21 protein-coding genes, 1 other RNA gene and 1 pseudogene are annotated in these 24,494 nt (G+C 58.8%); 9 read left to right on the forward strand and 14 right to left on the reverse strand.

Annotated elements, in window-relative coordinates; all coding sequences use genetic code 11:
* Positions 1 to 16: 16 nt before the first annotated feature.
* From ACFOGH_RS16140 to ACFOGH_RS16170, 7 genes and pseudogenes are all read right to left on the reverse strand, one after another.
* Positions 17 to 709, reverse strand: a complete 693-nt coding sequence (locus ACFOGH_RS16140) for a VIT1/CCC1 transporter family protein (RefSeq protein ID WP_380074192.1) — start codon at positions 707 to 709, stop codon at positions 17 to 19.
* A gap of 382 nt (positions 710 to 1,091) precedes the next feature.
* A complete protein-coding gene (locus ACFOGH_RS16145; RefSeq protein ID WP_380074193.1) occupies positions 1,092 to 1,607 on the reverse strand; it encodes a site-specific integrase in 516 nt (171 codons plus the stop codon).
* A complete protein-coding gene (locus tag ACFOGH_RS16150; RefSeq protein WP_380074194.1) occupies positions 1,571 to 2,797 on the reverse strand; it encodes a hypothetical protein in 1,227 nt (408 codons plus the stop codon). Before ACFOGH_RS16150 ends, ACFOGH_RS16145 begins: the two co-directional genes overlap by 37 nt.
* Positions 2,798 to 3,497: 700 nt before the next feature.
* On the reverse strand, positions 3,498 to 4,139 hold the full coding sequence (locus ACFOGH_RS16155) for a hypothetical protein (protein ID WP_380074195.1): 642 nt from the start codon (positions 4,137 to 4,139) through the stop codon (positions 3,498 to 3,500).
* Positions 4,140 to 4,298: 159 nt separating this feature from the next.
* The gene (locus ACFOGH_RS16160; protein WP_380074196.1) at positions 4,299 to 4,499 is read right to left on the reverse strand and encodes a hypothetical protein; all 201 of its coding nucleotides are present in this window, start codon (positions 4,497 to 4,499) and stop codon (positions 4,299 to 4,301) included.
* Positions 4,500 to 4,619: 120 nt separating this feature from the next.
* A complete protein-coding gene (locus ACFOGH_RS16165; protein WP_380074888.1) occupies positions 4,620 to 5,657 on the reverse strand; it encodes a tyrosine-type recombinase/integrase in 1,038 nt (345 codons plus the stop codon).
* Between the two features lie 24 nt (positions 5,658 to 5,681).
* A pseudogene (locus tag ACFOGH_RS16170) lies at positions 5,682 to 5,840 on the reverse strand (hypothetical protein); the annotation flags it as partial.
* Here ACFOGH_RS16170 and ACFOGH_RS16175 point away from each other — a divergent pair.
* From ACFOGH_RS16175 to ACFOGH_RS16205, 7 genes are read left to right on the forward strand one after another with little or no spacing between them, the layout of a single operon-like run.
* Positions 5,779 to 6,339, forward strand: coding sequence for a site-specific integrase (locus ACFOGH_RS16175; RefSeq protein WP_380074197.1), 561 nt, complete (start codon positions 5,779 to 5,781; stop codon positions 6,337 to 6,339). The pseudogene ACFOGH_RS16170 and the gene ACFOGH_RS16175 overlap by 62 nt on opposite strands.
* Before the next feature lie 47 nt (positions 6,340 to 6,386).
* Positions 6,387 to 9,740 carry a type I restriction-modification system endonuclease gene (hsdR, locus tag ACFOGH_RS16180; RefSeq protein ID WP_380074198.1) on the forward strand — a complete coding sequence of 1,118 codons (3,354 nt, stop codon included), beginning with the start codon at positions 6,387 to 6,389 and terminating at the stop codon, positions 9,738 to 9,740.
* Positions 9,737 to 11,212 (forward strand): HsdM family class I SAM-dependent methyltransferase, encoded by a 1,476-nt coding sequence (locus tag ACFOGH_RS16185; protein ID WP_380074199.1) that lies wholly within the window; start codon positions 9,737 to 9,739, stop codon positions 11,210 to 11,212. The genes hsdR and ACFOGH_RS16185 overlap by 4 nt, the downstream gene beginning before the upstream one ends.
* The gene (locus ACFOGH_RS16190) at positions 11,209 to 12,477 is read left to right on the forward strand and encodes a restriction endonuclease subunit S (protein ID WP_380074200.1); all 1,269 of its coding nucleotides are present in this window, start codon (positions 11,209 to 11,211) and stop codon (positions 12,475 to 12,477) included. The genes ACFOGH_RS16185 and ACFOGH_RS16190 overlap by 4 nt, the downstream gene beginning before the upstream one ends.
* A gap of 11 nt (positions 12,478 to 12,488) precedes the next feature.
* A complete protein-coding gene (locus ACFOGH_RS16195; protein WP_380074201.1) occupies positions 12,489 to 14,099 on the forward strand; it encodes a hypothetical protein in 1,611 nt (536 codons plus the stop codon).
* Positions 14,100 to 14,112: 13 nt separating this feature from the next.
* Complete coding sequence (locus ACFOGH_RS16200; RefSeq protein WP_380074202.1) at positions 14,113 to 15,618, forward strand: AlbA family DNA-binding domain-containing protein; 1,506 nt, start codon at positions 14,113 to 14,115, stop codon at positions 15,616 to 15,618.
* Complete coding sequence (locus ACFOGH_RS16205; protein WP_380074203.1) at positions 15,615 to 16,493, forward strand: hypothetical protein; 879 nt, start codon at positions 15,615 to 15,617, stop codon at positions 16,491 to 16,493. Before ACFOGH_RS16200 ends, ACFOGH_RS16205 begins: the two co-directional genes overlap by 4 nt.
* A gap of 297 nt (positions 16,494 to 16,790) precedes the next feature.
* Here ACFOGH_RS16205 and rpmG read toward each other — a convergent pair whose 3' ends face one another.
* A complete protein-coding gene (gene rpmG, locus ACFOGH_RS16210) occupies positions 16,791 to 16,958 on the reverse strand; it encodes a 50S ribosomal protein L33 (protein ID WP_054005708.1) in 168 nt (55 codons plus the stop codon).
* A 199-nt stretch (positions 16,959 to 17,157) separates the two neighbouring features.
* Here rpmG and ACFOGH_RS16215 point away from each other — a divergent pair, with 199 nt between their 5' ends.
* Together ACFOGH_RS16215 and ACFOGH_RS16220 are read left to right on the forward strand one after the other, a co-directional pair.
* Entirely contained in the window at positions 17,158 to 18,843 is a 1,686-nt protein-coding gene (locus ACFOGH_RS16215) for an Hsp70 family protein (protein ID WP_380074204.1), read from the forward strand.
* Entirely contained in the window at positions 18,833 to 19,939 is a 1,107-nt protein-coding gene (locus tag ACFOGH_RS16220; RefSeq protein WP_380074205.1) for a hypothetical protein, read from the forward strand. Before ACFOGH_RS16215 ends, ACFOGH_RS16220 begins: the two co-directional genes overlap by 11 nt.
* Positions 19,940 to 19,948: 9 nt before the next feature.
* Here ACFOGH_RS16220 and rnpB read toward each other — a convergent pair.
* From rnpB to ACFOGH_RS16250, 6 genes are all read right to left on the reverse strand, one after another.
* Positions 19,949 to 20,397, reverse strand: an RNA gene (rnpB, locus tag ACFOGH_RS16225) — RNase P RNA component class A.
* 12 nt (positions 20,398 to 20,409) lie between these two features.
* Positions 20,410 to 21,024: an N-acetylmuramoyl-L-alanine amidase gene (locus ACFOGH_RS16230; RefSeq protein ID WP_380074889.1), complete on the reverse strand. Its 615-nt coding sequence runs from the start codon at positions 21,022 to 21,024 to the stop codon at positions 20,410 to 20,412.
* 71 nt (positions 21,025 to 21,095) lie between these two features.
* On the reverse strand, positions 21,096 to 21,803 hold the full coding sequence (locus ACFOGH_RS16235; RefSeq protein ID WP_380074206.1) for a hypothetical protein: 708 nt from the start codon (positions 21,801 to 21,803) through the stop codon (positions 21,096 to 21,098).
* Positions 21,804 to 21,917: 114 nt separating this feature from the next.
* The gene (gene gatA / locus ACFOGH_RS16240; protein WP_380074890.1) at positions 21,918 to 23,402 is read right to left on the reverse strand and encodes an Asp-tRNA(Asn)/Glu-tRNA(Gln) amidotransferase subunit GatA; all 1,485 of its coding nucleotides are present in this window, start codon (positions 23,400 to 23,402) and stop codon (positions 21,918 to 21,920) included.
* Between the two features lie 2 nt (positions 23,403 to 23,404).
* Complete coding sequence (gene gatC / locus ACFOGH_RS16245; RefSeq protein WP_380074207.1) at positions 23,405 to 23,692, reverse strand: Asp-tRNA(Asn)/Glu-tRNA(Gln) amidotransferase subunit GatC; 288 nt, start codon at positions 23,690 to 23,692, stop codon at positions 23,405 to 23,407.
* Between the two features lie 153 nt (positions 23,693 to 23,845).
* Complete coding sequence (locus tag ACFOGH_RS16250; RefSeq protein ID WP_380074208.1) at positions 23,846 to 24,475, reverse strand: dimethylsulfonioproprionate lyase family protein; 630 nt, start codon at positions 24,473 to 24,475, stop codon at positions 23,846 to 23,848.
* Positions 24,476 to 24,494 lie beyond the last annotated feature (19 nt).

The raw sequence follows: 24,494 nt of genomic DNA on the forward strand, positions 1-24,494 counted from the left end.
TCTGCATAAACTCTCGCTAAACCACCGCCCCGAACAAACTGCCGACCAAAGCCGTCACCGCCATCGCCACAGCGCCCCAGAACGTGACGCGCACCACAGCACGCCCCATCGGCGCACCACCTGCCTTGGCCCCCACCGCGCCAAGCGCTGCCAGAAACCCCAGCGACACCACCGTCACCCACAGGCTGATCCCCGCCTCTGGCACCAGCGCCGCGGTCGCCAGCGGCAGCGCCGCACCAATCGCAAAACTCGCAGCCGATGCACCGGCAGCCACCAGCGGCTTGGCTTCGGAATGGGGCGAGAATCCCAACTCATCGCGCAGATGCGCCGCCAGCGGGTCTTTGGCATGCAGCGCCGTCGCCACCTCTAACGCCAGCGCAGGTGTCAGCCCGCGATCCTCATAGATCCCCGCCAGCGCGCGCAATTCTTCCTCGGGGTCGGCGGCAATCTCGGCCTGCTCGCGCAGCGCATCCGCCTTTTCGGTATCGGCTTGCGAGCTGACCGAGACATATTCCCCCGCCGCCATCGCCAATGCCCCGGCGGCAAGCCCCGCCATCCCCGCCACCAGTACCTCGGCCCGACCCGAAGCTGCCGCGACCCCCATGATCAGCGAGGCGGTCGAGATGATGCCGTCATTCGCCCCCAGCACCGCCGCGCGCAGCCATCCGACCCGCGCGACATAATGCTCCTCGTAGTGATTGCGCTCCATCGGAGATTCCCCTGCTTGACATATGCAGCTTTAAGCATGGAAAGTCGGGCGCGCATAACGAAAAACCGCGCCCGATGGGGCGCGGCACTTCCGCACAGAGAAGCTGCAAGACCTTACTTGATCTTGCCTCGGCCTCCACGTCTTTTTTCGCCTTCCTTTGTGTTGCAGGCTCTTACAAAAATGCTGTGTTATCCGCGGCTTACTCTTGCATGATGATTCAGCGCCTTCTAACTGGTTTCATGCTTTTTGCCTACAGATTGCCTACACAATGGGGCGCAGCAAGGCAAATCAGCGGCCATAGGAGGGCCATGGGGATGCCTAAACTGAAGTTGACCGCCGCTACCGTCCGCGACCTTCCGACGCCCAATAGCGGGCAGGTTCTCTATAATGACGAAACCCTGCAAGGCTTTGGCGTTAGGGCAACGCCGGGTGGCAAGGCTTCCCGTACCAGCGGCTTGGCCTGATGTTGGGCCGCACCCTTCACACGCTTAATCCCCCGGAGTATTGCTCGCACCATCTCACTTTGGCAGGGGTTAGACCAATCGTTCGCGGCATGAACCTTGCTGAGCGTCGCTACCCGCCGCGCTAGGCTGGCGGGGGCGAGGGTGTCAGCATGTTCGGCAAGGTATCGGGCAACCATTTCTTTTGTCGCGGGCATAGCCCCGCCCCATGCCGCAAAATGGGCAAGGTCAGCACGATAGGCTCTACGCGTGCTTTCGGAAATACTGGCCCGGATGAATGTTTCTGTTGTATTTGAGGCAGCCGCTGGGTCGCTCATGGGGTCATTTATGGCCCGGGATAAGTGAATATTATCCCGAGTTAGAGGATGATGGGGGTTGGTGTTGAAACGAGGCAATGTGCTCATTTGAAATATTCGGTCAGGGCTTGAGAGCGACATTCGTTCACAAGGTCAAACTCCTCCCGGATAATTGAAAGCGCTTGGGGCACTGCCAAATCTGGAATTCCCCATCCGAGGCTAGTGGCGTATGTTTTCAAACCTGACGCTGCTAGAGAGGCGCGGCGATGTCGAAGCTGACCGCAATCCATTCTAAAAATCAGCGCACCGACTACCCGAGGCCGGGACACTGAGCCATCTGCAAATTCGACAAGGAAATCTCGGATTTTCTGTGACATGCCGACGTATTTTCGAAATCCCTCCAAACCCACCCTCGTGTGTTGCCCAAGAACCCATATGGGGAGAACCGTTCGCGGAGGGCTGTCGAGAAAGATGTCGTCAGTTGCTGGGCCAATCTCCCTATCACACTCGCCAGCAGCAAACAGCATCGGCGCAAGAATGGAACCAGTCTTTTGGAGTCCTAGCAGGCTAGTCTCGATCAATCTTTCCTGAGTGCCATCCGAAGCAGCGCGATTGATCGCGTCAGCCCAAACCTTTTTGTTTATGCCAGCCGACGGAAGGTCTCCCACAAATCCCGCCCGGACCGACATGAGATTTGCTGTGTGCAGAACCCCTCCTACCGGGGGTGAGTGCCGAGGCATTTCTTCGGTCTCTGCAGCTTCAAATAGGGCGATGCGAGATTCGCGCAAGATGTGGCACCGGGATACCACGTCGTATAGGTCGTCGGATGATCTGTCCTTTGTTGCCGCCGCCATTGCATGGATTATTGCATTTGCGACAGTAGTGCATCCTCCAAGCCTCACTCGAAGTTCTGCATTTGTGCCGACCATGATCGCCATCATCGTGACGTCGAGATCGCCTAATCCAATGTCCTCCAGCGCGATGATGGGAACGCGCCGCCAAAAATAATCTGGAAAGTTTTCTAGCAGAAAACTTGATGCTTGCCATGCCAATTCGAATTCATCTCGCCGTATGGCCTTTTGCAGCAAACTGGCTGCGAGGTAACGATCAAAAGTGGGCAGGCTTGTCAGCGACCTTGCGGTATACGATGCGGTGAGGTCGTGCAATCGACCCAATATGGCATCTTGACAGAAATTTAGAGAAAGCATCGTCACGTCTCCGTTTTTTGCGGAGGCGTTAGTTACCCTCGTTATCACTATACTGCATAGAAAAATTTGCAATAAGGGATTTAATTCAGTGGGTTTGTATAGAGACGGTGCGCGTTTGTTCATTAAGTGTGCAAATATTTGCACGGCAAACGCATACCGGGCAATCGCCATGTTTTTGTGTCATTAGTGTCAAGAACAGTGCGAATTACTGACAAAAATCGAGAGAACCGCTCAAAGGCTGACAAAAATCAAAGACGGCTAAATCCAAAGTGTCACAAACTTGTATCTCAGATTCACTTACAGAGGTACGAAGTGGGCGGTATCAAAAAGCTATACCTGCTCTTCACGTTTGCTGCGGACGGTTAGCAGTCGACAATCTGTGCAAATATTTGCACGGCAAATAGCACGACGAGTTGGAGCAGCGCCACTCCCGACATGCTTTCGAAGCTATTTTATCTCACGGATAATGAATCCGCACTGAGACACTTTCCCGCATATGCCTGCCAGACTCAATAGGGTGGCCGTGTGGGGGGCATCCCTGGTATCCGGCAAAGGTTTATCGCCAATAACCCCAACGCCCCCGTTGGCCCGCCCCTGCGCAGCTAATATCTTTCTTTCCGGAATCCTGTCGTAACTTCTTCTCGAAACGACGTGACCCGTGAGGGGCACGTCTAATCACTCTCATAACTTTCTCAACTATCCTGTCCATACTGCTCATTATGAGAGTGATTAGAGTCTCTAGTGTCTATTACATTGGATTAGGAGGGTTGGGAAAGTTAGGACCAGTAGGCCAAGATGTATGCAAATATTTGCATGGTTGGGTCTAATGGTCGGTGTAGTGGTAGGGAAAAGGTAGGATGGCCTTGCCGCCGCTGCCTATCTGTAAATGCGTGAGAAACGCATCCTGTGCGACGTATGGATATCTACGCAACAGGCCGATAATTGGGAACCGATAGTAGCGCTGTTTCAGCCCCTCTATCCCAAGCACATTCTGATCAATGTTGATTCGGAATTTCGCCGCCACCATGAATGAACCCCAGTTGTGCAGCATGTCCTTGAATATCGCTACCTGATGCCCTTCCGGCCAAATTTCTGCCAAACCTATTAGACAACCGTAGGATTTGCGGTGAACCGATTTTCCTGTCTTCTCCCGGAATATCTTGGCCATGATATTGGCGAGGTGGCGTTTTGTCTTCTCCACGGTGCTGCCCACCTCACCTACCCGAAGCGCGACAATCCGACGAAAGGAGCCGTCATCCTCATATGCACCCGTACCGAGGGTCTGGATCGGTTCAATTTTTATGAGGTCGTGAATGCTGCGACGAGTTAACCCCATCAATTTCTCCCACTCTGTCATTGGCTTCAACGCCCAAATCTGCCCATCTTTCTCTTGCCCATTGTCGGCAACTGCTTTTAGTATCAAACCACACAAGCGGTCATGCCGCTCTTGTTTGTCGCTCCGCATTTCATCAACCTCCAAATTAGAGGCATGCCAACGCTTGCTTCGCAGATTGATTGCGGTATTATAGTCAAGCACTAGACATGCAAATTCACCAAAGATTACAAAAGGGGATCAGGCCAAACTGGTCCCCTTTTCTGTTGACTTGGCGGGCAAACTCGCCCGTCAATCCACCAGACTTTGCGCCATGATCTGCGCAAGAATGTCCCTGTCGTATTTGATGGTGCGGCCAATGCGTATAAACGGAAACCTCGGAGTTGCCCCGGACGCCTTGGCTAAGTAGCGATCCTGATTTAGATAGGACTCGCTCATTCCAATCAGATCAGCGGATTCTTTGTTGGACAGATAACGTTTTTCTTGCGCCATGGTAGGCACTCCATGAGAGAGCTAACACACCGACCCGAGATAATCCCGGAACGATCAGGCGTAGCCCTCCATGGCGTCTTGCACAGTTCGCCAACCATAAATGCAAGATCAAGAACGAATCTAGGAGAGTAGCGAAAGATTTGCAAGAGGTATTGCGCCAGTATATTTTTTGTTTTCAATTTCTACAGAGTCGGATTGCGTGACCGAGGCAGAGCCGAACAGTCTGTCAACTTCATCGCTTATAGTTTGGATTGGCCCTTTGAGCCTCGCGACGGTAATAATCACATAGCCCGCCGTTACGTCGGTACTAGTCGTATGGTTTAGCAATTTTTTCAGGGCATAGTGCTCAATATTAAGATTCGACCCTAAAATACTGAAATTCCGCCTAAGATCATGATATTGCAGGGGGTAACCGATAATTTCCCGCAGCTTTGTAAGGCGACTTTGAAAGCCAGTATTGGCCCCATCCCTTCCGGGGAAAACAAATTCATCTGTCTTACTTTCAAACCGCCGCTGCAACAGTTCAAGTAATTGCACGGAGATTGGCAGAGTGTGATCGGTTCTATTTTTGGTGTCTCGGACGGTGAAGGTGCGGGCAGTCATGTTTACATCGGACCAGAGCAAGCCTAGCCCCTCCGATTTTCTAAGCCCTGTCCTCAGCAACAATTCAACGTAGTCAGCGAAGACAGGCGCTGCCGGGTGCAGATCGGAACGAAGGGAATCAAGGTGCGCTTTCAAGGCCGGAAACAGGTCGTCAGGCAGATAGCTTTGCCGTCTTTTGGCCTTGTGCCAGCGGCGCAGGTCTGAAAGCCGCTTCACGGGATTTTCGGGCAGAGTGTAGCGGCCATCAGGCCCCGCCGTTGCCGCGCGGGCATAGCCATACATTGACCGATAGACGCGAAAGGCGAGGTTCGCCGTTGTAGGGCCATTTTCGCGAGTGATCTTATCGAACCGCGCAACGCAATCGTTAGGGGTAATGTCCTTGAGTTGCTTCTTTTTCCAGCCACCAAAGTAGGTTTCAAGGATCATCGTATAATCGGCGCGGGTTCCCGCTTTGAGGTCACGGCCCGCAAGAAACTTAGTCACGGCGTCCTCTTGGGTGATGGACTTGGCACGGGCATCCGCCTTGGCCTTTGTAGGATCAATCCCGGTGGCCATTGAGCCAAGGGTTACGCGGGCTTGCTTCCGTGCCTCATCCAGTGTGAACAAGTCAGACCGCCCGATAGTGACGCGGCGAGTGCGGCCCGCCACCCTGCTTTCCGCATAGTAAGACCTCTTCTTGATCTTAGACGCCATCGGAACCGCCCCCCGCGAGCGCCGTGATCGGGCACTGCTCCTCATCGGCTGGGCCGGGGGCTTTCGGTGCTCCGAACTGGCCGGGCTTGATCTGGCCGATGTGGAAGAGGCGAGGGAAGGGCTGATCCTGCACCTGCGCCGTTCCAAGACTGACCAAACGGGCCAAGGCCGAAAGATCGGCATTCCACTAGGGAGAACCCGCCACTGCCCCGTTGCTGCCCTAACTGCATGGCGCGAGGTGCTAGCCACCGATCACGGCCCCCTCTTCCGCCCGGTTGATCGCCACGGCAACATCCAACCCGACCGCTTGCGTGGCGATGCCGTCTCCACCATCCTGCGCGACCGCCTCACCGGGGCGGGGATCGACCCCGAAGGCTACAGCGGCCATTCCCTGCGGGCAGGCCTTGCTACCAGCGCGATCAAGGCCGGGGTGCCGACCTACAAGGTACGGGCACAGACAGGCCACGCTTCGGACATGATGCTCGCCCGCTATGTCAGGGACGCCGGAATGTTCGACGGCAACGCGGCGGGGGTGCTATTGTAAGCGATGCTACGTTGCATTTTTGGCAGGGCTCGCGCAGAAATAGTGCGATGGATCAGCGTCATAGTAATTTCGAGTTTCTCGACCTTTTGGACAGTGAACTTGCCAACCTCGGCAGGCTAGCAGAGAGCTATTTTCAAGAGGATCCCAGCACCAGCCTGATTAAGTTGCGCCAATTCGGCGAGCGACTGACTCGTCGACATGCTGCTCTGGTCGGGAGCGATGTGCAGGATGGTGAAACCCAAGCCGATGTATTGCGCCGCCTTCACTATGAACGGTCTGCCCCGGATCGGGTTCTTGATGTTCTGCACCACATTCGGAAACTCGGAAATGCCGCAGTTCACGATGGCGCAGGCAATCACCGCGAAGCGCTGGCTTGTTTGAAAATGGCAGTCCAGCTCGGCGTCTGGCATGTTCGCACGAGTACCGCAGATAAAAACTTTTCGTCAGGGCCTTTCCTGCCTCCCGCGTCGCCCCGGAACCCGAACGAAGAATTGCAGCAAGAACTTGAGCGGCTGCGTGTCGAACGCAACGATGCACTGAGCGCGGCCCAAAGGGCAGAGGAAGCGCATCAACAAGCACGTTTGGCCGCAGAAACCGCAGAAGCGCGGCATCTTCGGGAACAGGAAGAACGGAAGACTTGGGAAGCCCTTGCGCAGGATGCAGATCAGCAACTGCGCGATTTCGTCGAACAAGCACAGCGCCAAGCGCCTGCTGCGAAGATGTCTTTCGTAGCGGCTGCCAACGAAGCGGCGGGCGTGATCGACCTAGACGAACAGGCGACCCGTGCCCTGATCGACCAGCAACTTCGGGATCGAGGCTGGGAGGCCCACAGCGTTGACTTGCGCTACGGCAAGGGCTCTCGGCCCGTCAAGGGCCGCTACATGGCGATTGCAGAATGGCCGACGCAGTCTGGGCCTGCCGATTACGCGCTTTTTGTGGGAGGAACCTGTGTCGGTATCGTTGAGGCAAAGCGTTACCGAAAAAACATCCCTGCGTCAGTCGATCAAGCTGAGCGCTATTCGAAAGGTTTTTCGTGGCCCGACAATTCGGAATCTTGGGGTGATGGCTTTGCTGTTCCATTCGTCTTTGCCACGAATGGACGCCCATATCTTAAACAGGTGGAGACAGAGAGCGGCATCTGGTTTCGGGATGTGCGGCTCCCCAATAACCTGCGTCGCGCCTTGGCGGGGTGGTTCCGGCCTGAAGAACTGATTTCGATGCTCGAAGTGGAGAAGGCAAAGGCGCAGGCTGCATTGCAGGCCAAATCTTTCGACTTCGGGTTCGATCTGCGTCCCTATCAGGAAGCGGCGATCCGGGAGGTCGAGAAGACACTCGCCACCGAAAAGCGAGAAATGCTTGTGGCCATGGCGACCGGCACGGGTAAGACCAAGCTGGCCATCGCTATGCTATATCGCTTGTTGGCGACCAAGCGCTTCCGCCGCATTTGCTTCGTCGTTGACCGTTCCGCCCTTGGGACGCAAACCACCGACGAATTCATGAGCACGGCCATCGAAGGGCCAAAGACCTTTGGCCAGTTGTTCGGTATCAAGGGGCTTGAGGACATTAAGCCAGACCCGGAGACCCGCGTGCACATCTGCACGATCCAAGGGCTCGTTAAGCGGGTTCTATACAATGCCGAACCCGCAAACGTGCCGCCCATCGGTCAATACGACCTGATGGTGATTGACGAATGTCACCGTGGCTATCTGCTAGACCGGGAAATGTCGGACGCTGAGCTGAGCTTTCGGGGGCAAGAGGATTACGTATCGAAGTATCGTCGCGTGCTCGAACACTTCGATGCGGTGAAGATTGGCCTCACAGCCACCCCTGCACTTCATACGGCCCAGATTTTCGGTGATCCCATCTACACCTATAGCTACCGTGAGGCAGTGGTGGACGGTTGGCTGATCGACCACGAACCGCCAATCCGCTTCCAAACGGCACTGGCCAAAGCCGGTATCATCTTTGAAGCCGGTGAAGACGTTGAATTGTTGAATAGTCAGACTGGCGAGGTGCAGAACGCGACGGCACCGGACGAACTGAGTTTTCAGGTCGAGGCCTTCAACCGAAAAGTCATCACCCAGCCCTTCAATAAGGTCATTGCAGTAGAACTGGCCAAGCACATTGATCCCAGTCTTGAGGGGAAAACCCTTGTTTTTGCCGCGACGGATGCGCATGCCGACATCGTGGTCAATCAGTTGAAAAAGGCCTTCGCTGCGCAATATGGGTCGATTGAAGATGCCGCCGTTCGCAAGATCACGGGCAGCGTGGACAAGGTCGGCACCCTGATCCGGTCTTTCCGCAACGACGCCTTCCCGCAGATCGCAGTGACGGTGGATCTGCTGACCACCGGCATCGACGTGCCCAAGATCACCAACCTCGTGTTCATCCGTCGCGTCAACAGCCGCATCCTCTATGAACAGATGCTGGGCCGGGCCACCCGCCGATGCGATGAAATCGGCAAGGAAGTTTTCCGCATCTTCGACGCGGTGGACCTCTACGCCACGCTGCAAGACCTGACACAGATGAAGCCGGTTGCCAGCAATCCGAAGCTGACATTCGAGCAGCTTTTCGATGAACTGGCGACCGTGACCGAGGAAGACCAGCGCGAACTCGTCCGCGATCAGGTTCTGGCCAAACTGCACCGCAAGCTGCGAAAGCTGCCCAGCAAGGTCGCACAGATGGTTGAGGACATGACCGGCGAGACGGTGGAACAGCTCCGCGACCGACTGCACCAAGGCTCGCCCGGCGATGCCGCAGCACATGCCAAGAGATTTATCAGCCTTGGCAAAATCCTTGACTGGAACCCGGACGGATCAGGGCCGAACCTAATCCCAATTTCGCACCACCAAGACAGCATGCACGCCGTCACTACGGGTTATGGCGAATATGACAAGCCCGAGGATTTCCTCGACACCTTCCGTTCTTTCGTAAAGAACAACCAGAACCAGATCGCGGCGCTCACAGTGGTCGTGCAGCGCCCGCGCGACCTAACGCGGGCCGAGCTTCGCAGCCTACGCCTTGAACTCGACAAGATGGGCTTTTCTGAAACCAGCCTGCGCCGAGCGTGGAACGATGCCTCGAATGAGGATATCGCCGCCTCTATCATCGGCTTCGTCCGTCAAGCTGCGCTTGGCGATCCTCTGATCCCGTTTGAAACCCGCGTCCAGCAGGCCACCAAGGCAATCATCGCCAAAACGAAATGGACCGATCCGCAAAAGCAGTGGCTACGCAGGATCGCCGAACAGATCGCCAAAGAAATCGTGCTCGACCGCGACAGCATCGACCACGGCAACTTCGCCGCTCATGGGGGTTTCACCCGGCTGAATAAGGTGTTTAACGGTCAGCTGGAAACCATCCTGCACGACTTCAACGAAGAACTTTGGAAAGTGAGCGCATGAACCCGAATACCGCCGACATCGTCGCCAAACTATGGCGCGAAGCCAAGACGCTGCAAGGCGCGGGTATCTCGATTATGCATTACGTGAATGAACTCACCTACCTCCTTTTCCTAAAAATGCTGGAGGAAACCGGCCAAACCAGTCTGATCCCGCCCGCATACAGCTGGATCGAGCTTTCCAAAGCCGAAGGCGGCGACCAGCTGCGTTATTATAAAAAACTGCTGCTTGATCTGGGCGATCCCGAAATCGTCCATAACCCCATGGTGCTGGCCATCTTCACCGATGCCATCACCCATCTGCGCGAACCCAAAGACCTGAAAACGCTGACCACCAACATCGACAAGATCGACTGGTTCACCGCCCGCGAGGACGGCCTTGGCGACATGTACGAAGGTTTGATGCAAAAGGTCATGTCAGACACCAAGTCCAAGGCTGGCCAGTACTTCACCCCCCGCGCACTGATCGACAGCATCATACGCGTGATCAAACCGCAGGCGGGCGAGATTGTGCAAGACCCCGCCGCTGGCACCGCTGGCTTCCTGATCGCGGCTGACCGCTTTATCAAAGACGCAACCGACGATCTGTTCAAACTGTCCGAGGATCAAGGCCGTTTTCAGCGCCGCATGGCTTTCCGTGGGCACGAATGGGTGCCGGATACGCGCCGCCTGTGCGCCATGAACATGCTGCTGCACGGGATCGAAAGCCTCGTCGGCTGTGAAGACAGCTGCGCGCCACAGGGCGAGGTCTTGGGCCGCGCGGATGTGATCCTCACGAACCCGCCCTTCAACAAGATGCCGTCGAACGTCAATCGGCCTGACTTTACTTTGACAGCGGGCGAACGGGTCGGCCCAATGCCGTTCCTTGAACATGCCATCCGCAGCCTGAAACCTGGCGGGCGTTGCGCCATCGTCATGCCCGACAACATCCTGTTCGGCGATGGTACGGGCGCAGATCTGCGGCGCTTCCTAATGGTGAATTGCGACCTGCACACTATCCTGCGCCTGCCAACGGGCATCTTCTATGCCCAAGGCGTCAAGACCAACGTCATGTTCTTCACCCGCGTGACCGACAAGGTCTATCCCGCCAACCATAAGGTGCAGGCGACCGAAGCCGTCTGGTTCTACGACCTGCGCACCAACATGCCATCCTTTGGCAAGACCAACGCCCTGACGGCAGCGCATTTCGAGGAGTTTGAGCGGCTGTTCGGCCCCGACCCAAAGGGCGGATCAGAACGCGAAGAAGGCGGTGACGCCAGTCGCTGGCGCAAGCTGACGCGGGAACAGATCGCCGCGCGGGGCGACAACCTTGATTGGACATGGCTGCGTGATGAAAGCGGTGATCCCGAAGACGAAATGACCGAACCCGATGAGATCGCCGCCGCGATCATGGGCCACCTGCGCGCCGCAATGGAAGAGATCGAAGGGCTGGCCGAGGAACTCGACGCCGCGCCGATGGTGGAGGCGGCGCAATGACGGGGATGCCGACTGGGTGGGCACTGGCTCCAATCAACACGTTTGCCCGGTCCCGCTCCGGGAACTCGAAACTCATCAAGGGCCAACAGGCGCAGGAACCAGCGGCGGGCCTGTTCCCCGCGTTCAGCGCCTCAGGTCAGGACGTGTGGGTAGCCCATCCCGAACACGAGGGAAATGCCATCATCATTTCGGCGGTCGGAGCGCGATGTGGCAAGACCTTTCGCGCTACTGGTCAATGGAGCGCAGTAGCGAATACCCACATCGTCTGGCCGGAAGAAATCGCCGTCGATACCGACTGGCTTCAGTTGCTTCTGAATGATGAGAACTTCTGGGAGAAAGGCGGTTCAGCACAACCTTTTGTAAAGGTGAACGCGACCTTTGAGCGTGAAATCCCCCTCCCGCCACTCCCCGAGCAGCGGCGGATTGCGCGCAAGCTCGACACCCTCAGCGCCCGAAGCACCACAGCCCGCTCTCACCTCACCGCCATCGAAAAGCTGGCAGAGCGGTATCGGACGGCGGTTCTGGAGGCTGCGTTTCGGACGGCATGGGACGCGGGGTGTAATACCACCATTGCAGGCTGTTTGGAGCATGCCGAAACCGGTCTCGTCAGAAGCAAAGCCGAGCAGACCGCAGACGAAGGTTACCCATACATCCGAATGAACCATTATGACTTGGCTGGCAGGTGGAATGACCGCGACCTCACGTATGTCGCGGCTACCTCGTCCGAGTTTGAGCGTTACCAGTTGAGGGCACACGACCTGCTTTTCAACACACGGAACAGTGCGGAACTGGTTGGCAAAGTGGCGATCTGGCCAGAGGGCAAGGACGGCTACCTGTTCAACAACAACCTACTTCGCATGCGCTTCTCGGAAGATGTCGTGCCCGCCTTTGCCTTTTGGCAGATGTCCTCACCGCCCTTCCGCCGCTACATCGAGGGCTTCATCAGTGCGACCACAAGCGTTGCTGCGATCTATCAGCGTTCACTCATGGCTGCACCGTTCTGGGTGCCCGACACCGACGAACAACACGAAATCGTCCGCCGCATCGAAACCGCCTTCGCCAAGATCGACCGCCTCGCCGCTGAGGCCGCAAAGGCCCTGAAACTGGTGGGCCACCTCGACCAGCGCATTCTGGCCAAAGCCTTCGCAGGCGACCTCGTCCCCCAAGACCCCACCGACGAACCCGCCGAAACCCTCCTCGCCCGCATCCGCGAAGAGCGGTTGAGCGCGGTAAAGGGAAAGCGGGTGAGAAAACCGTCAGCTTAGAAAGGTATTCCATGGCAACCAGTTTCGCCGATGCTTTGACACCCCTCGCCCGAACGATGCCCCGCGCGGCGCGGAGTATCGAAATCCTTCGTGTCTCGGCCCAATTGGACGGCGATGGCTTCGACGCGTCTGCAAACAGGGCCCGCGCAGCCGTGTTGAAATGGGCAAGTAAACGCGCTGGGGCAGTGTTGCCGAAAGATGCCTGGGAACAGCGGGACTTTGACCTCATGGCAGGGGGGCGCAACAGTACAGCTGTTCGTATTTCAAACGACGAAATGGACTTATGGGCTCTGCGGGCAGAAGACCCAGACAAGACTGTAGCCGGACGCATCTGGTCCACCGAGGTAGTGATCGGCGGTGAGGCCGGAAAACGTCCGCACCTCAGCTTGCGCCTGATCGTCAGCACCAATGAAGCAGACTTTCGGATCGAACCTCACGTTCCGGGCACTGTGTTGCAGATGATCGAAGCGCCCGGTCTGATCCGAGGCGCGCGGCCTCTGCTAGCGGTACCCAGATTGATCCAGTCAGAAAACGACGCCGAAGACCTTTGCGATCATCTTGAAGACCCGGATCGCCGTCTGCCTGTGTTTGTTATCGTCACTCCCGATGATGGCGGCCCTCCGCCCATCAATGATGTCGAATTGGCAAAAGCAACAGCAGGACTGGCGCGTGTGGTCCGCATCCCCGAAGCCTTTAGTCGGGTTCTGACAAACCGCTTTGGCCGTTATCGGTCGGTCTTTAACGGTGGCGTGCGGGTTTATATGGCGGGCTTTTCGGCTGCTGATGATCCTTATGGGCACCGCCTATTTCTTGGCGATGCTCTGCGTATCGCTGGAGCAGCAAACGCCTGTGTAAATTGGCTAAGAACAGTGGCGGCTGATACCAGCATTGCTACGACCCGTTTGGGCAAAGAGGTCTTGGAGTTTTCGAGCGTCCGGACCGCAAGTCATCGCATCAAAGCTCAAGACAAAAGCGACCGTGCCGCCCCCGACGCTGAGCTGCTGGAGACAGCACAGCAGCTTATCGACAGTCTTGAAAAGCAGATTGTCGAAAAGACAGGCGAGATCGACGCATACCTTGATTTGAGTGAAGCGTCGGAAGCGCGTGCACTTGCGGCAGAACAAGAAAACAGGGCGCTTCTGTTCAAAGTCAAGCAGCTCAAAGAGGCATTGGCTAAGGGCGGTGAAACCCCAACCCTCGAACCACCCATGCCATTGGTCTGGGGCGATTTCCTAGATTGGTTCGATAACACTTATCCCGACCGCGTATTGATGACGCCCGCTGCCCGTCGAATGGTCAAATCGCCTGAATACGAGAATGTTGAGCTGGTCGCACGTGTTGTCACTTGGCTTGCGACAGTACAGCATGAAATCCGGCAGGCAGGGGGCGGCTCATTAAGAGATATGCCCGTAGAGAGCGGAATTCTAAATTCCCCGTGCGGTGGAGACACATATCGGGCTGAATGGAAAGGCCGGTCCTATGACCTTGATTGGCACGTGAAGACTGGGGGGAACTCCCGCGATCCCAAACGCTGTCTGCGCATCTACTATTTCTGGGAACCAGAACTGCAACAGACGGTGATCGATCACTTGCCAAGCCATCGTCACACCAACGCAACTTAACAATTGTCGAGCAATGCCGCGAAGAAGCATCACAGATGAAGAAATCGGCCTGATCAAGGCGATGTTGCGCCGGGGGATGCGGAACCGAGACATCCAGTTTTACTTCAACCGCCAAGATCGGCCGGTGAACTCTGGCAGGATCACCGGCATCAATGCGGGGCATTATGGCCCTGAGGTGCCAGTGGCGACGGAAGCCGCATTGGATGCCTTCCTTGCTGGATTTGCACCCACCGAGGTGGGGGTGGTAATCGAAGCCGGAGCTTCGCGTGAACCCACATTGGCTGAAAGGGCGCTCGCCCGCTTCGTGCAACGTGACGGCGATTGGTTTCTCGCGGACGGAGAGACCTCGGATCAGGAGTGCAAGGCAGAATTTAACCCACGCCGTTTGGAGCCAATTGTTCGGGCGATTGCCGCACTAGCGAATAATCGAGGCGGCCGTGTCTTTGTCGGTGTCCAGAATACTGACTGTCGCGTTGTCGGAATGCCAAATTCTTCCTTTCAGGATACCGACATTGTTCGGATCACCGACAAAGTGAAAACGCTCTTAACCCCGACGCCGGATTTCGCAAAGGAAGTTATCAACCTGGGGGGCTTGGTAGTTGGCGTCATTCATGTGGAGAAGTATCCGCACCCGCCAGTGATTGTCTGCAAAGATGCGGAGGGTTTAGAGGACGGCACGATCCTGTTTCGCTATCCGGGGCAGTCTGGAAAGATCAAGTTTGGTGATCTGCTGGCCATGTTGCGCGAACGCGACCGGGCAGCGACCCAAATCTTGCTTGCAAGTGCGACCCGATTGAGTGAAATCGGCGCGGATAGGGCGTTGATCGTGGATACCGAAAAGGGCGAGTTGGACGCTGGATCAAAGCGTATCGTGATCGACCGCGCCTTAGCCGACCAGCTCAATTTCATTCGCGAAGGCGAGTTTGAAGAACGCGCCGGGGCACCTGCCTTGCGGCTGGTCGGTGATGTTCATGCGGTAGACCCAGCGGGGCAGGTAGTCGCACGGATCGAGGGGCGGGCGCTGGATGCTGATGCCGTTCTTTGTGCTTTCTTGGCCCACGAAGAGGTTCACACTCCGCTCGAATACGTATGTATGTCGGCAAAGGTACAAAATAGATGGTTGCCCATTTTCTACTTCGTCAGGCTTGCGGGTGGTGACCTGGACACTGCCATTGCGGCGCTAGACGCTACGAACGCTGTCTACCGGGTATCTAGGGCAAACGCCCTTCAACGTCTGCGCCAGCAGCGATCTGCATTCGAAAAGCCAAGTGGCGCTATCCTCGAAGTTGTTGCGGCCCTACAAGCTGGTCACTTTGAAGAATTGCGACAAGGGTTTAACGACTTCCAGATCGTGCGCGGCATTCGTAGCCTACCCAATGGCTTTGTACTGACCGAACCACTCTTCGATCTTCTCAGAGACATCTATCGAGATGCAGATGGCGACGCAAATGTCCGCAGTGGCGTTTTCAGAGCCGCTGCTCGCCTTGATGAACTTGAAAGCAATGAGCAACCGAAATGACCAAAGTCTTCTTCACCTACGTCTGGGGTCCGCCCGGAAACCCGGCTTGGCCGTTGACATTCGCCACCAAAGCCGCCCGGTCCCACGCTCGCAAGGTTCTGACTGAGGGCGATCTGGTTTTCGCAGTGGGCACCAGAGGAGAGCCAACGGAAGAAGCTCACAAGGGCCGCGTCGTTGGCGCATTTCGCGTTTCTGATCTGGAAGTGAACACGCAAAACTATGACCTGCCCCGCGAGCGGCACAATCCCGGATTCGATAGCGTGACGCGCTTCCCGTTCGCCCTCCACCCGATCACTGTCTGGGAGATCATAGACCCGAACAGCATGTTCGCGGAACTGGTCGGGCCACTGACACCGAACCATCACTTGCAAGCCCAATCGAAGATCGTCGAACTCGACGCGATCACCGCTGAGCCTTTGATGCAGCTTGAGCGACGCGAGGTGCCGCCTGCCATGCCGACGACCGAGTTCGGCAAGGGGCTGGTGATAAAGAAAAACAGCAAGTTGGCCCCCAAGCATCATGGCAGTTTCACCGGGTCATTTGGGGATCACGATGTCTGGTATGTCTACGCCCTCATTCTGCGCGATGAACGCAAGAAGGCGCTCGCCGTGAAGGTCGGATACTCCAACGCGCCCGAGGCCCGGGAGGCCGCCCACAATGACCCGATGGCATTCGAAGTGACAGGGCTGCGGTGGCGGGCCGAGTTCCAGCAGCCTACGTCCAGTGAAGATGTAGCACGGGAAGTTGAGCAAGCGGTGCTGAAACGCTTCTCCAAAAACAAACTTGCCAGCAATGGGGAGATACTTGGCGGCGTCGATCCTGTCCTGGTCCAATCTGCGATTGCATTGGTCATGAGAGACCTGTCGAGTGCCTAAGCATTCCATGAAGTTCGGCGCAATTGCCGTTTGGTTTTTATCACGACCCCGTAGTACGCTCGGAAATGGCGGAAAAACTTGGCGGGCCATACACGCATTTATGCGCACAATGGGCAGTCAGCGGCGGCGGCGGCTTGACTAAGTGAAGTCCAAAAGCAAAAGGGCGCTGCATTTCTGCAACACCCTGCAAATGTGCGACTGCCTACACAGTCGCCTACACAACTTTTTGCCGCCGCTATTCGCCACCCCCCAACGTGATGAAGTTAAAGGGAAAAACAGGCTTAGCGGCAGAAGACCTTACTTGATCTTGCCTTCTTTGTATTCAACATGCTGACGCTTGACGGGGTCATACTTGTTGACCGTCATCTTTTCGGTCATGGTCCGAGCGTTCTTCTTGGTCACATAGAAGTGCCCGGTGCCAGCCGTCGAGTTCAGACGGATCTTGATCGTCGCCGGTTTGGCCATAGTCGTCTCTCCTAGATCGGGGAAACACCGTTGCCCCGCGAAATCCTTGAAGCCTGCCTTTTACGGATGGGCGCGGCAGAGTCAACAGCCAAACCGCAGGAAAGCCAGCATTTCCCGCAGGCCAGCCACAATCCCCCTTGGGCGGCCCCGCTAACTGTGCAAACCTGCGAAAGCCTTGTGATTTGCCCCGGAGAAGACAGTGCATTTTGGAATTGATCTGGGCACCACGAACTCGCTGATTGCCGTATTCCGGGATGGCACATCCGAATTGATCCCCAACGCTTTGGGTCAGGTGCTGACGCCCTCGGTGGTGGCGTTGCATCAGGGTCGGCTTGTGGTGGGCGAACCCGCCCGCGCCATCGCGCTGACTGCGCCCGCGCAATCGGCAGCCCTGTTCAAACGCGCCATGGGCACCGACCGCGTCTATCGCTTGGGGCAAACCGACTACAACGCGCCCGAGCTTTCCGCGATGGTGCTGGCAGCGCTGAAGGCCGATGCCGAGGCCTATTGCGGCGTGCCTGTCAGCGATGTGGTGATCTCGGTTCCGGCCTATTTCAACGAGTTGCAGCGCAAAGCCGTGCGCACCGCAGGCCGCATTGCCGGGCTGAACGTCACCCGCCTGATCAACGAGCCGACTGCCGCCGCCCTCGCCTATGGCCTGCACGAGCGCGATGCCGAGGCGAAGATTCTGGTGTTCGATCTGGGCGGCGGCACCTTTGACGTCTCGGTCCTCGATCTGTTCGATGGCGTCATCGAAGTCCGCGCCAGCGCCGGCGATGCCTTTCTGGGCGGCGAAGATTTCACCGACGCCCTCGCCCGCTATATCGCCACGCAGTCCGGCCTTGATGCCAACGACCCCGCCTTCCGCCCCGCGCTGATCAAACTGGCCGAGCAAGCCAAACTGGGCCTGTCGTCCGATGCGCAAATCCATCTGCAAGCCGAACTGAGCGGCAAACCCATCGACCTGCACCTTTCGCGCGAGCGGTTTGACGACATCACCGCGCCGCTGCTGACCCGCCTTGCCGCCCCATTGGATCGCGCCCTGCACGATTCGGGCTTCAACGCGGGGCAGATCGACAAAGTGGTGCTGGTCGGCGGTGCCACCCGCATGGCCGCCGTGCGCGCCTATGCCGGCCGCAAGCTGCGGCAATTCCCGGTGATGGGCCTCGACCCCGATCAAGTGGTGGCGCTGGGGGCCGCTGTGCAAGCCGCCCTTGTTGCCCGCGACGCCGCACTTGATGATGTGGTGATGACCGATGTGTCCGCTTTCACTTTGGGCTGTGACACCACGCGCCAGATCGGCAACAGCCACCGTGGGGGCTATTTTCAACCGATCATCGAGCGCAACTCGATCATCCCCACCTCACGCGAAGAGATATTCTCAACTGTCCAGCTTGGTCAAGAAACCCTGCGCTTTCGCATCTTCCAAGGTGAGTCGCCCTTGGCGATGAACAACCTCGCTTTGGGAGAGATCGAGGTGAAAGTGCCGCGCAACATGGAATACCACGAAACCGCCGTGGTCCGCTTTACCTACGACGTCTCGGGTCTGCTGGAGGTTGACGTGACGGTGCAATCCACCGGCAAAAAGGCGTCGCTGGTGATCTCGAAACTGGCGGGCGAGATGTCGGAAGCCGAAATCGCCGCCGCCCTGAAGAAAATGGCCGCGTTGAAACAGCACCCCCGCGACGATGCCGCCAACATCCACCTGCGCACCCGGATCGAAGCCGCCTATGGCATGGCGCGCGCCGATGCCCGCGATTGGGTGGCCAACCTTCTGGTGCAACTTGACGCGGCGATTGAGGCGCAAGACCCCCACGCTCTGACCGAGCTGCGCCGCGATCTGCATCAAGCTTTGGACGAGTTCGAGGCGCATTATGTCACCTGACACCCCCGAAGCCGAAACCGCTGCCTGGCCATGGTCAGTGCTGCACCTGCCCAAAATGCCGTCCGAAGCCCGCGACATCCGCCGCGCCTACGCGCAGGCGCTGAAACAGATCGACCAAGCTCGCGACCCCGAAGCCTTTGCCGCCCTGCGCCACGCCTACGACGCCGCCATGGCGATCCGCGAGGGCCGCAGCGCCCAGAATGCCCAACGCCGCACCCGCAAGGCCACCGCAGCGGCATCAAACCATGCAGAAGGCGATCTGGTGGCCGAAGTGCCACCCACCCCGCCGCCACCCAGCCCCGAAGAAGTCGCACAGATTGCGAAAGAAGCCGCCATGCGCGACATGATCGCCATGATCAGCAATGGCAACCTGTTCGCGCCCGCCTCGGCGCGCATCCTGCAAGCGCTGGACAACCCGCTCAGCCACGCGCCCGAGGCCCAAATTCCCCTGCGTCATGCCTGCGCCCAACTGCTGCGCGACATGCTGCGGGACAGCGACGATGGCATCCCGACCCTATCGCCCCAGATCACTGCCGAAGCCCTGCTGGCCCTTGATGCCCGCTTTGGCTGGCTGAACGATTACATCGCGTTCCGGCAAGATTTCGGCCACGACGCCACCCTTCAACACGAACTCGCCAGCCGCGCCTATGGCAGTCTCCAGAGGGCAGCCGCCGCACCACCCAAGCCACAAGGGCCGATAGAAGCTATATTCTCGAATGTAGTCGTCAGAGTCGTCACACTCATCGCCCTGATCAAACTGTTCCCCTTGCTCTTTGCATCGGTTAAGGGAACAGCCTACGAAACACCCCTGATAGTTTTGACCGTGGTCTTGGCCGACATTGCGATCATGGCGTGGTTCTTCACCGCTCAGCGGCGCATACGTCCAACACGCTTCGCCGCAGCCATCGCGCTTTGGTTCGGCCTGTTCCTACCGGCTTTGGTTTTGCCAATGGCGCGCCCAGATGGGTCCGCCGACTACACTCTGCTCGGACTATGGGTTGCCCCAACCCTGCTCATTTCAGCTTACGTGTTGCTCCTCGCCCCACTATGGCAGCGGCTGAAGCGCTTCCGCGCGCGGCGCGCAAGCACAAGATAACAGCTAAAATTGCGCGGACGGCCTGTAAGCCGGATTTTGTCCAAGGCGTTGCCGCCTCTGGATGACCATTCCTCTGCCACCCGTGTTACCACGGGCAGTCAAGCTGCCAACCCGGGCCTCTGGGCTGAAGGTCCCTGTGGTGGTCTCCGCTATCGTCGCGGGCTTGCGCCCTTGTCAGTCGCGGACCTTACCACGCGAGGCCCCTATTCGGCATTGCTCCGGGTGGGGCTTGCCATACCGTCCTTGTTGCCAAGTCCGTGGTGGGCTCTTACCCCACCGTTTCACCATCACCATGGAGTGCCTGAGCGTCCCTTGCGAGATTGGCCCAGAACCACGGCAGTCTTTTCTCTGTGGCGCTTTCCCTGAGGTTACCCTCGCCGGGCGTTACCCGGCACCCTTTCTTCATGGAGTCCGGACTTTCCTCGAGACTTGCGCCCCGCGGTCATCCAGCCATCCGCGCGAAGCGGGCTTTACGCTGGCGCAGGCGGCAGGTCAACCGCGAAGCGCTGCGCCAGATCGCAGGCCAGCCCCGCGTCCACCGCGTCCAAAGGCCCACGCGCCCATGGCCGAAAGCGCAGCCGAAATGCCGCCAGCAGATCGGCCTCCGGGGCCTCGGGGTAGCCAACTTGCCGCAAGGCAGGCCAGAACGCCGCCACATCCGCCGCGCGCGCATCGGGCCACACCGAAAGCCCCTGCAACGCCAGTCGCCGCCAATCAAACCGCGCACCGGGGTCGCCTTTACGGCTGGGGGCCATGTCCGAATGGCCAATCACGCGATGCGGCGGAATACTCCAGCGCGCCATGATCCCTGCCAGCAACGCCTCTAACGCCGCCATCTGCGGCTCGGCAAACGGCTGCCGCCCGGTATTCGCCAGCTCAATCCCGATGGAGGCTGAGTTCACATCCGTCACCCCCGCCCATTCCCCAGCGCCCGCGTGCCAAGCCCGCTGATCCTCGGGCACCAGCCCTTCGACCGCGCCCGCTTCCGAGATCAGCCAATGGCATGAGACCTCAAACGCCGGATCGCACAGCCGCACCCGCGCCTCGGCGCAGGTCGCCATGGCGGTGTAGTGGATCACAATCATGGACGGCAAAACCCCACCCCGCCGCGCGCCATAATTCGGCGAGGGCCAGGGCAGCGCTTCTGCGGTGGCGCTCAATTCTGAACGGCAGCCCGGAACGGCGTCGGATCCCACGCGCAAGCATAGCCGTCGCCATCCGGGTCCAGCCCCTTGCGGTCACGGTCCGGCCCGCCCGCCGCCAGAAACGCCTCTTGCGCCAGATCGGGCGAGGCAAACTTGGCACAGGCCGCGTTATAGCTGTTCAGCCGCAACCCGCCACGCTTGTACATCTGCGTGCCCTTGGGATGGTTTGTCGAAATCGCGAATTGCACGATATTCGGTGCCCCGTCGTCCACGCGCTGCGGCAAAGCCGTCGGCTGATCGACGTGATACTGCGCCCGGTTGCGCTCGATCCGTGCCTTGTCGCTTTCGATGGTCTCGCGCTTGGTCACCGCCTGAAAATCCTGCTCGTCCGAGACGGTGCCGACATTCGCCGAAGACCCCGGCACATTCGCCATCTCCGAGGTGGTCTCGGCAATCCCCGCAGGCGCGTTGCCGCGCGGACGCTCGCCGCTGCTGGTCGTGCCGCCAATCACCGCACCCTGCTGCGGCTGGGCATAGGGCGAAGCCGCCGCCTGCGCGCTCAGCGGCTGGTTGGTCGGTGTCAGCGCGGTATCGGTGTTCTTGCCCTCGGCCTTGTCGATCGCCGCCAACGCCCCCCCGGTCGAGAACCCCGCCGCAGGCGCAGGTGCCGCCGGGGCCGGAGCCGGGGCGTTATAGCTGTCATAATCCTGAAAACCCACGCCCGCCCCCGAATCAGGAACGGCGGTTCCACACCCAGCCAACCCAAGAGCGGCCAAAATCATCACTGCGCTACGCATCGTCTCTGCCTCGGCGATTTATTCTGATATTGGCGCTTACCACCATTTTTCGGGCTTGGCCACAAAGCCCGCAGCACGCTCCAAAACATAAGCGTGATTGAGCAAACCGGCCTCATCCCAAGGCCGCCCCAGCAGTTGCAGCCCCATCGGCAGCCCCTTGGCATCCAGCCCCATCGGCACGGCGACGCCCGGCAATCCGGCAAGGTTCGCGGTCACGGTGAACACATCGTTCAGATAGGCCTCAACCGGCGAGGCCTTGTCCATCTCACCCAGACCAAAGGCCGAGCTGGGCGTGATCGGTGCCAGCACCGCATCAATCCCCGATGCAAACGCCTGTTCAAAGTCGCGCTTGATCAGCGCCCGCACCTTGCGCGCGCGGTTGTAATAGGCGTCATAGAACCCCGCCGACAGAACGTAAGTGCCGAGCATGATCCGGCGCTGGGTTTCCGGGCCAAAGCCTTCCGCGCGGGTCTTCTCATACATCTCGGTGATGCCATCACCTGCCGCCAAGCTGGCGCGGTGGCCATAGCGCACCCCGTCATAGCGGGCGAGGTTCGACGACGCCTCGGCAGGCGCGATCACGTAATAGGCGGGCAGCGCGTATTTGGCGTGCGGCAGCGAGATATCGACAATCTCGGCCCCGGCATCGCGCAGCATCTCGCGCCCCTGCGCCCAGATCGCATCAATCTCAGCCGGAATGCCCTCGATGCGATATTCGCGCGGAATACCGATCTTCTTGCCGCGAATATCGCCGGTCAGTGCCGCCTCAAAATCCGGCACCGCCAGATCGGCGCTGGTGGAATCCTTGGCATCATGCCCCGCCATCGCGCCCAGCATGATCGCCAAATCGCGCACCGATTTGCCCATCGGCCCCGCCTGATCCAGACTGGACGCATAGGCGATAATGCCCCAACGGCTGACCCGGCCATAGGTTGGCTTGATCCCCGCCGTGCCGGTAAACGCCGCAGGCTGGCGGATCGAGCCGCCGGTATCGGTGCCCAAGGCCCCCAGACACAAATCCGCCGCCACCGCCGCCGCCGAGCCGCCCGAAGACCCCCCCGGCGTCCGCAACACCTCGTCGACCTTCCACGGGTTCACCGCAGGGCCGTAGCAACTGCTTTCCGTGGTCGAGCCCATGGCGAATTCGTCCATGTTCAGCTTGCCCAGCATCACCGCGCCCGCATCAAACAGCTTGGCGGTGACGGTGGATTCATACTGCGGCACAAAGCCCTTCAGAATGTTCGACCCCGCCTGCGACGCCACGCCCTTGGTGCAGAACACATCCTTGATCCCCAGCGGAATCCCGCACAGATCCGGCGCATCGCCCGCCTTGATGCGCAGATCCGCCGCCCGTGCCTGCTCCAGCGCCAGTTCCGGGGTCTTGTGCACAAAGGCGTTCAGCCCATCGCCCGCATCCATCGCCGCAAGGCAAGCCATCGTCAGATCAACGGCCGAGATTTCACCCTTGCGCAAGCAATCCCGCGCCGCCGCAATCGTCCAAGAGTTCGCGCGTCCAGTCATGCTCATTCCACCACCTTCGGCACTGCAAAAAACCCTTCCCGCGCATCCGGCGCATTGGCCAGAACCGCCGCCTGCTGGTTGCCATCCGTCACCACATCGGCACGGCGCGCAAGGCGCATCGGCGTCACCGACACCATCGGCTCGACGCCCGTGACATCGACCTCGTTCAACTGCTCCATGAACCCAAGGATACCAGACAACTGCTCTGCCAGCTTGGGCAAAGCCGCTTCCTCCACCCGGATACGCGCCAGCTTGGCCACCTTGCGCGCGGTGTCGATGTCGATAGACATGGGGTCTCTCCGCAAATTGATTGCGCGACGTTTACCCGCCAAGATCAAATGCCGCAAGTAGCGCGCACCAATCCCGTCGGGCGCGGAATTCGCGCGAATTCCGTCTACGATTTCCGCGCGGAAATCGCCTTGCGCCAGCCAGACGCGACTCGCCTACAAAATCACCGATTTCGCCGCCAGATCACCGCCCCGCCACAGATACAGCGCCGCCAGCGCCTGATCCTTGGTCCGCATCGCATGCGGCATCCAAGCCGGATGATGAATCGCCTGCCCCACCGGCACATCGGCAAAGGCCGCATCGCCCTTTTGCCACGCAGCCACGCCCGCAATCGGCAGATAAACCTCCTCGGCCGCATGGGCATGCGCCGGATAGGTAATACCGGGGGCAAGCAACAACACCCCACAAGCAATCCGCTCACTCGGCACCGGACCACGCAGGCCGATGAACTCGCTCCAGCCATAGCCGCGCAGAAAATCCGCGCCAAAATCCGCAGCCCCATAGGTCTGCCGCCACGCAAGACCACCCGCCAAACGCTGCACCTCGGCCAACACCGCTTGCGTCGCCGCAACGCCTTGCAACCCCGCAATCCAATCGCAAACAGGCAGCGCAGACGGCGACACCACCCGCCGCACATCAGCCTCTGGCCAATCCGCCAAAAACGCCGCCGCCTCTGGCACACCCGCAAAAGCCTGCCGCACCTTGCCCAGCAAACGCTCCATCCCGCCCTCATCCCAAACACCAAACGCAGCCGCGCCACGGCTGATCGACAACCTGTTTACCACCCATTCACCCTACACCCCA

Origin of the sequence: Cypionkella sinensis (assembly GCF_042646385.1) — a bacterium.
Taxonomy (GTDB): domain Bacteria; phylum Pseudomonadota; class Alphaproteobacteria; order Rhodobacterales; family Rhodobacteraceae; genus Cypionkella; species Cypionkella sinensis.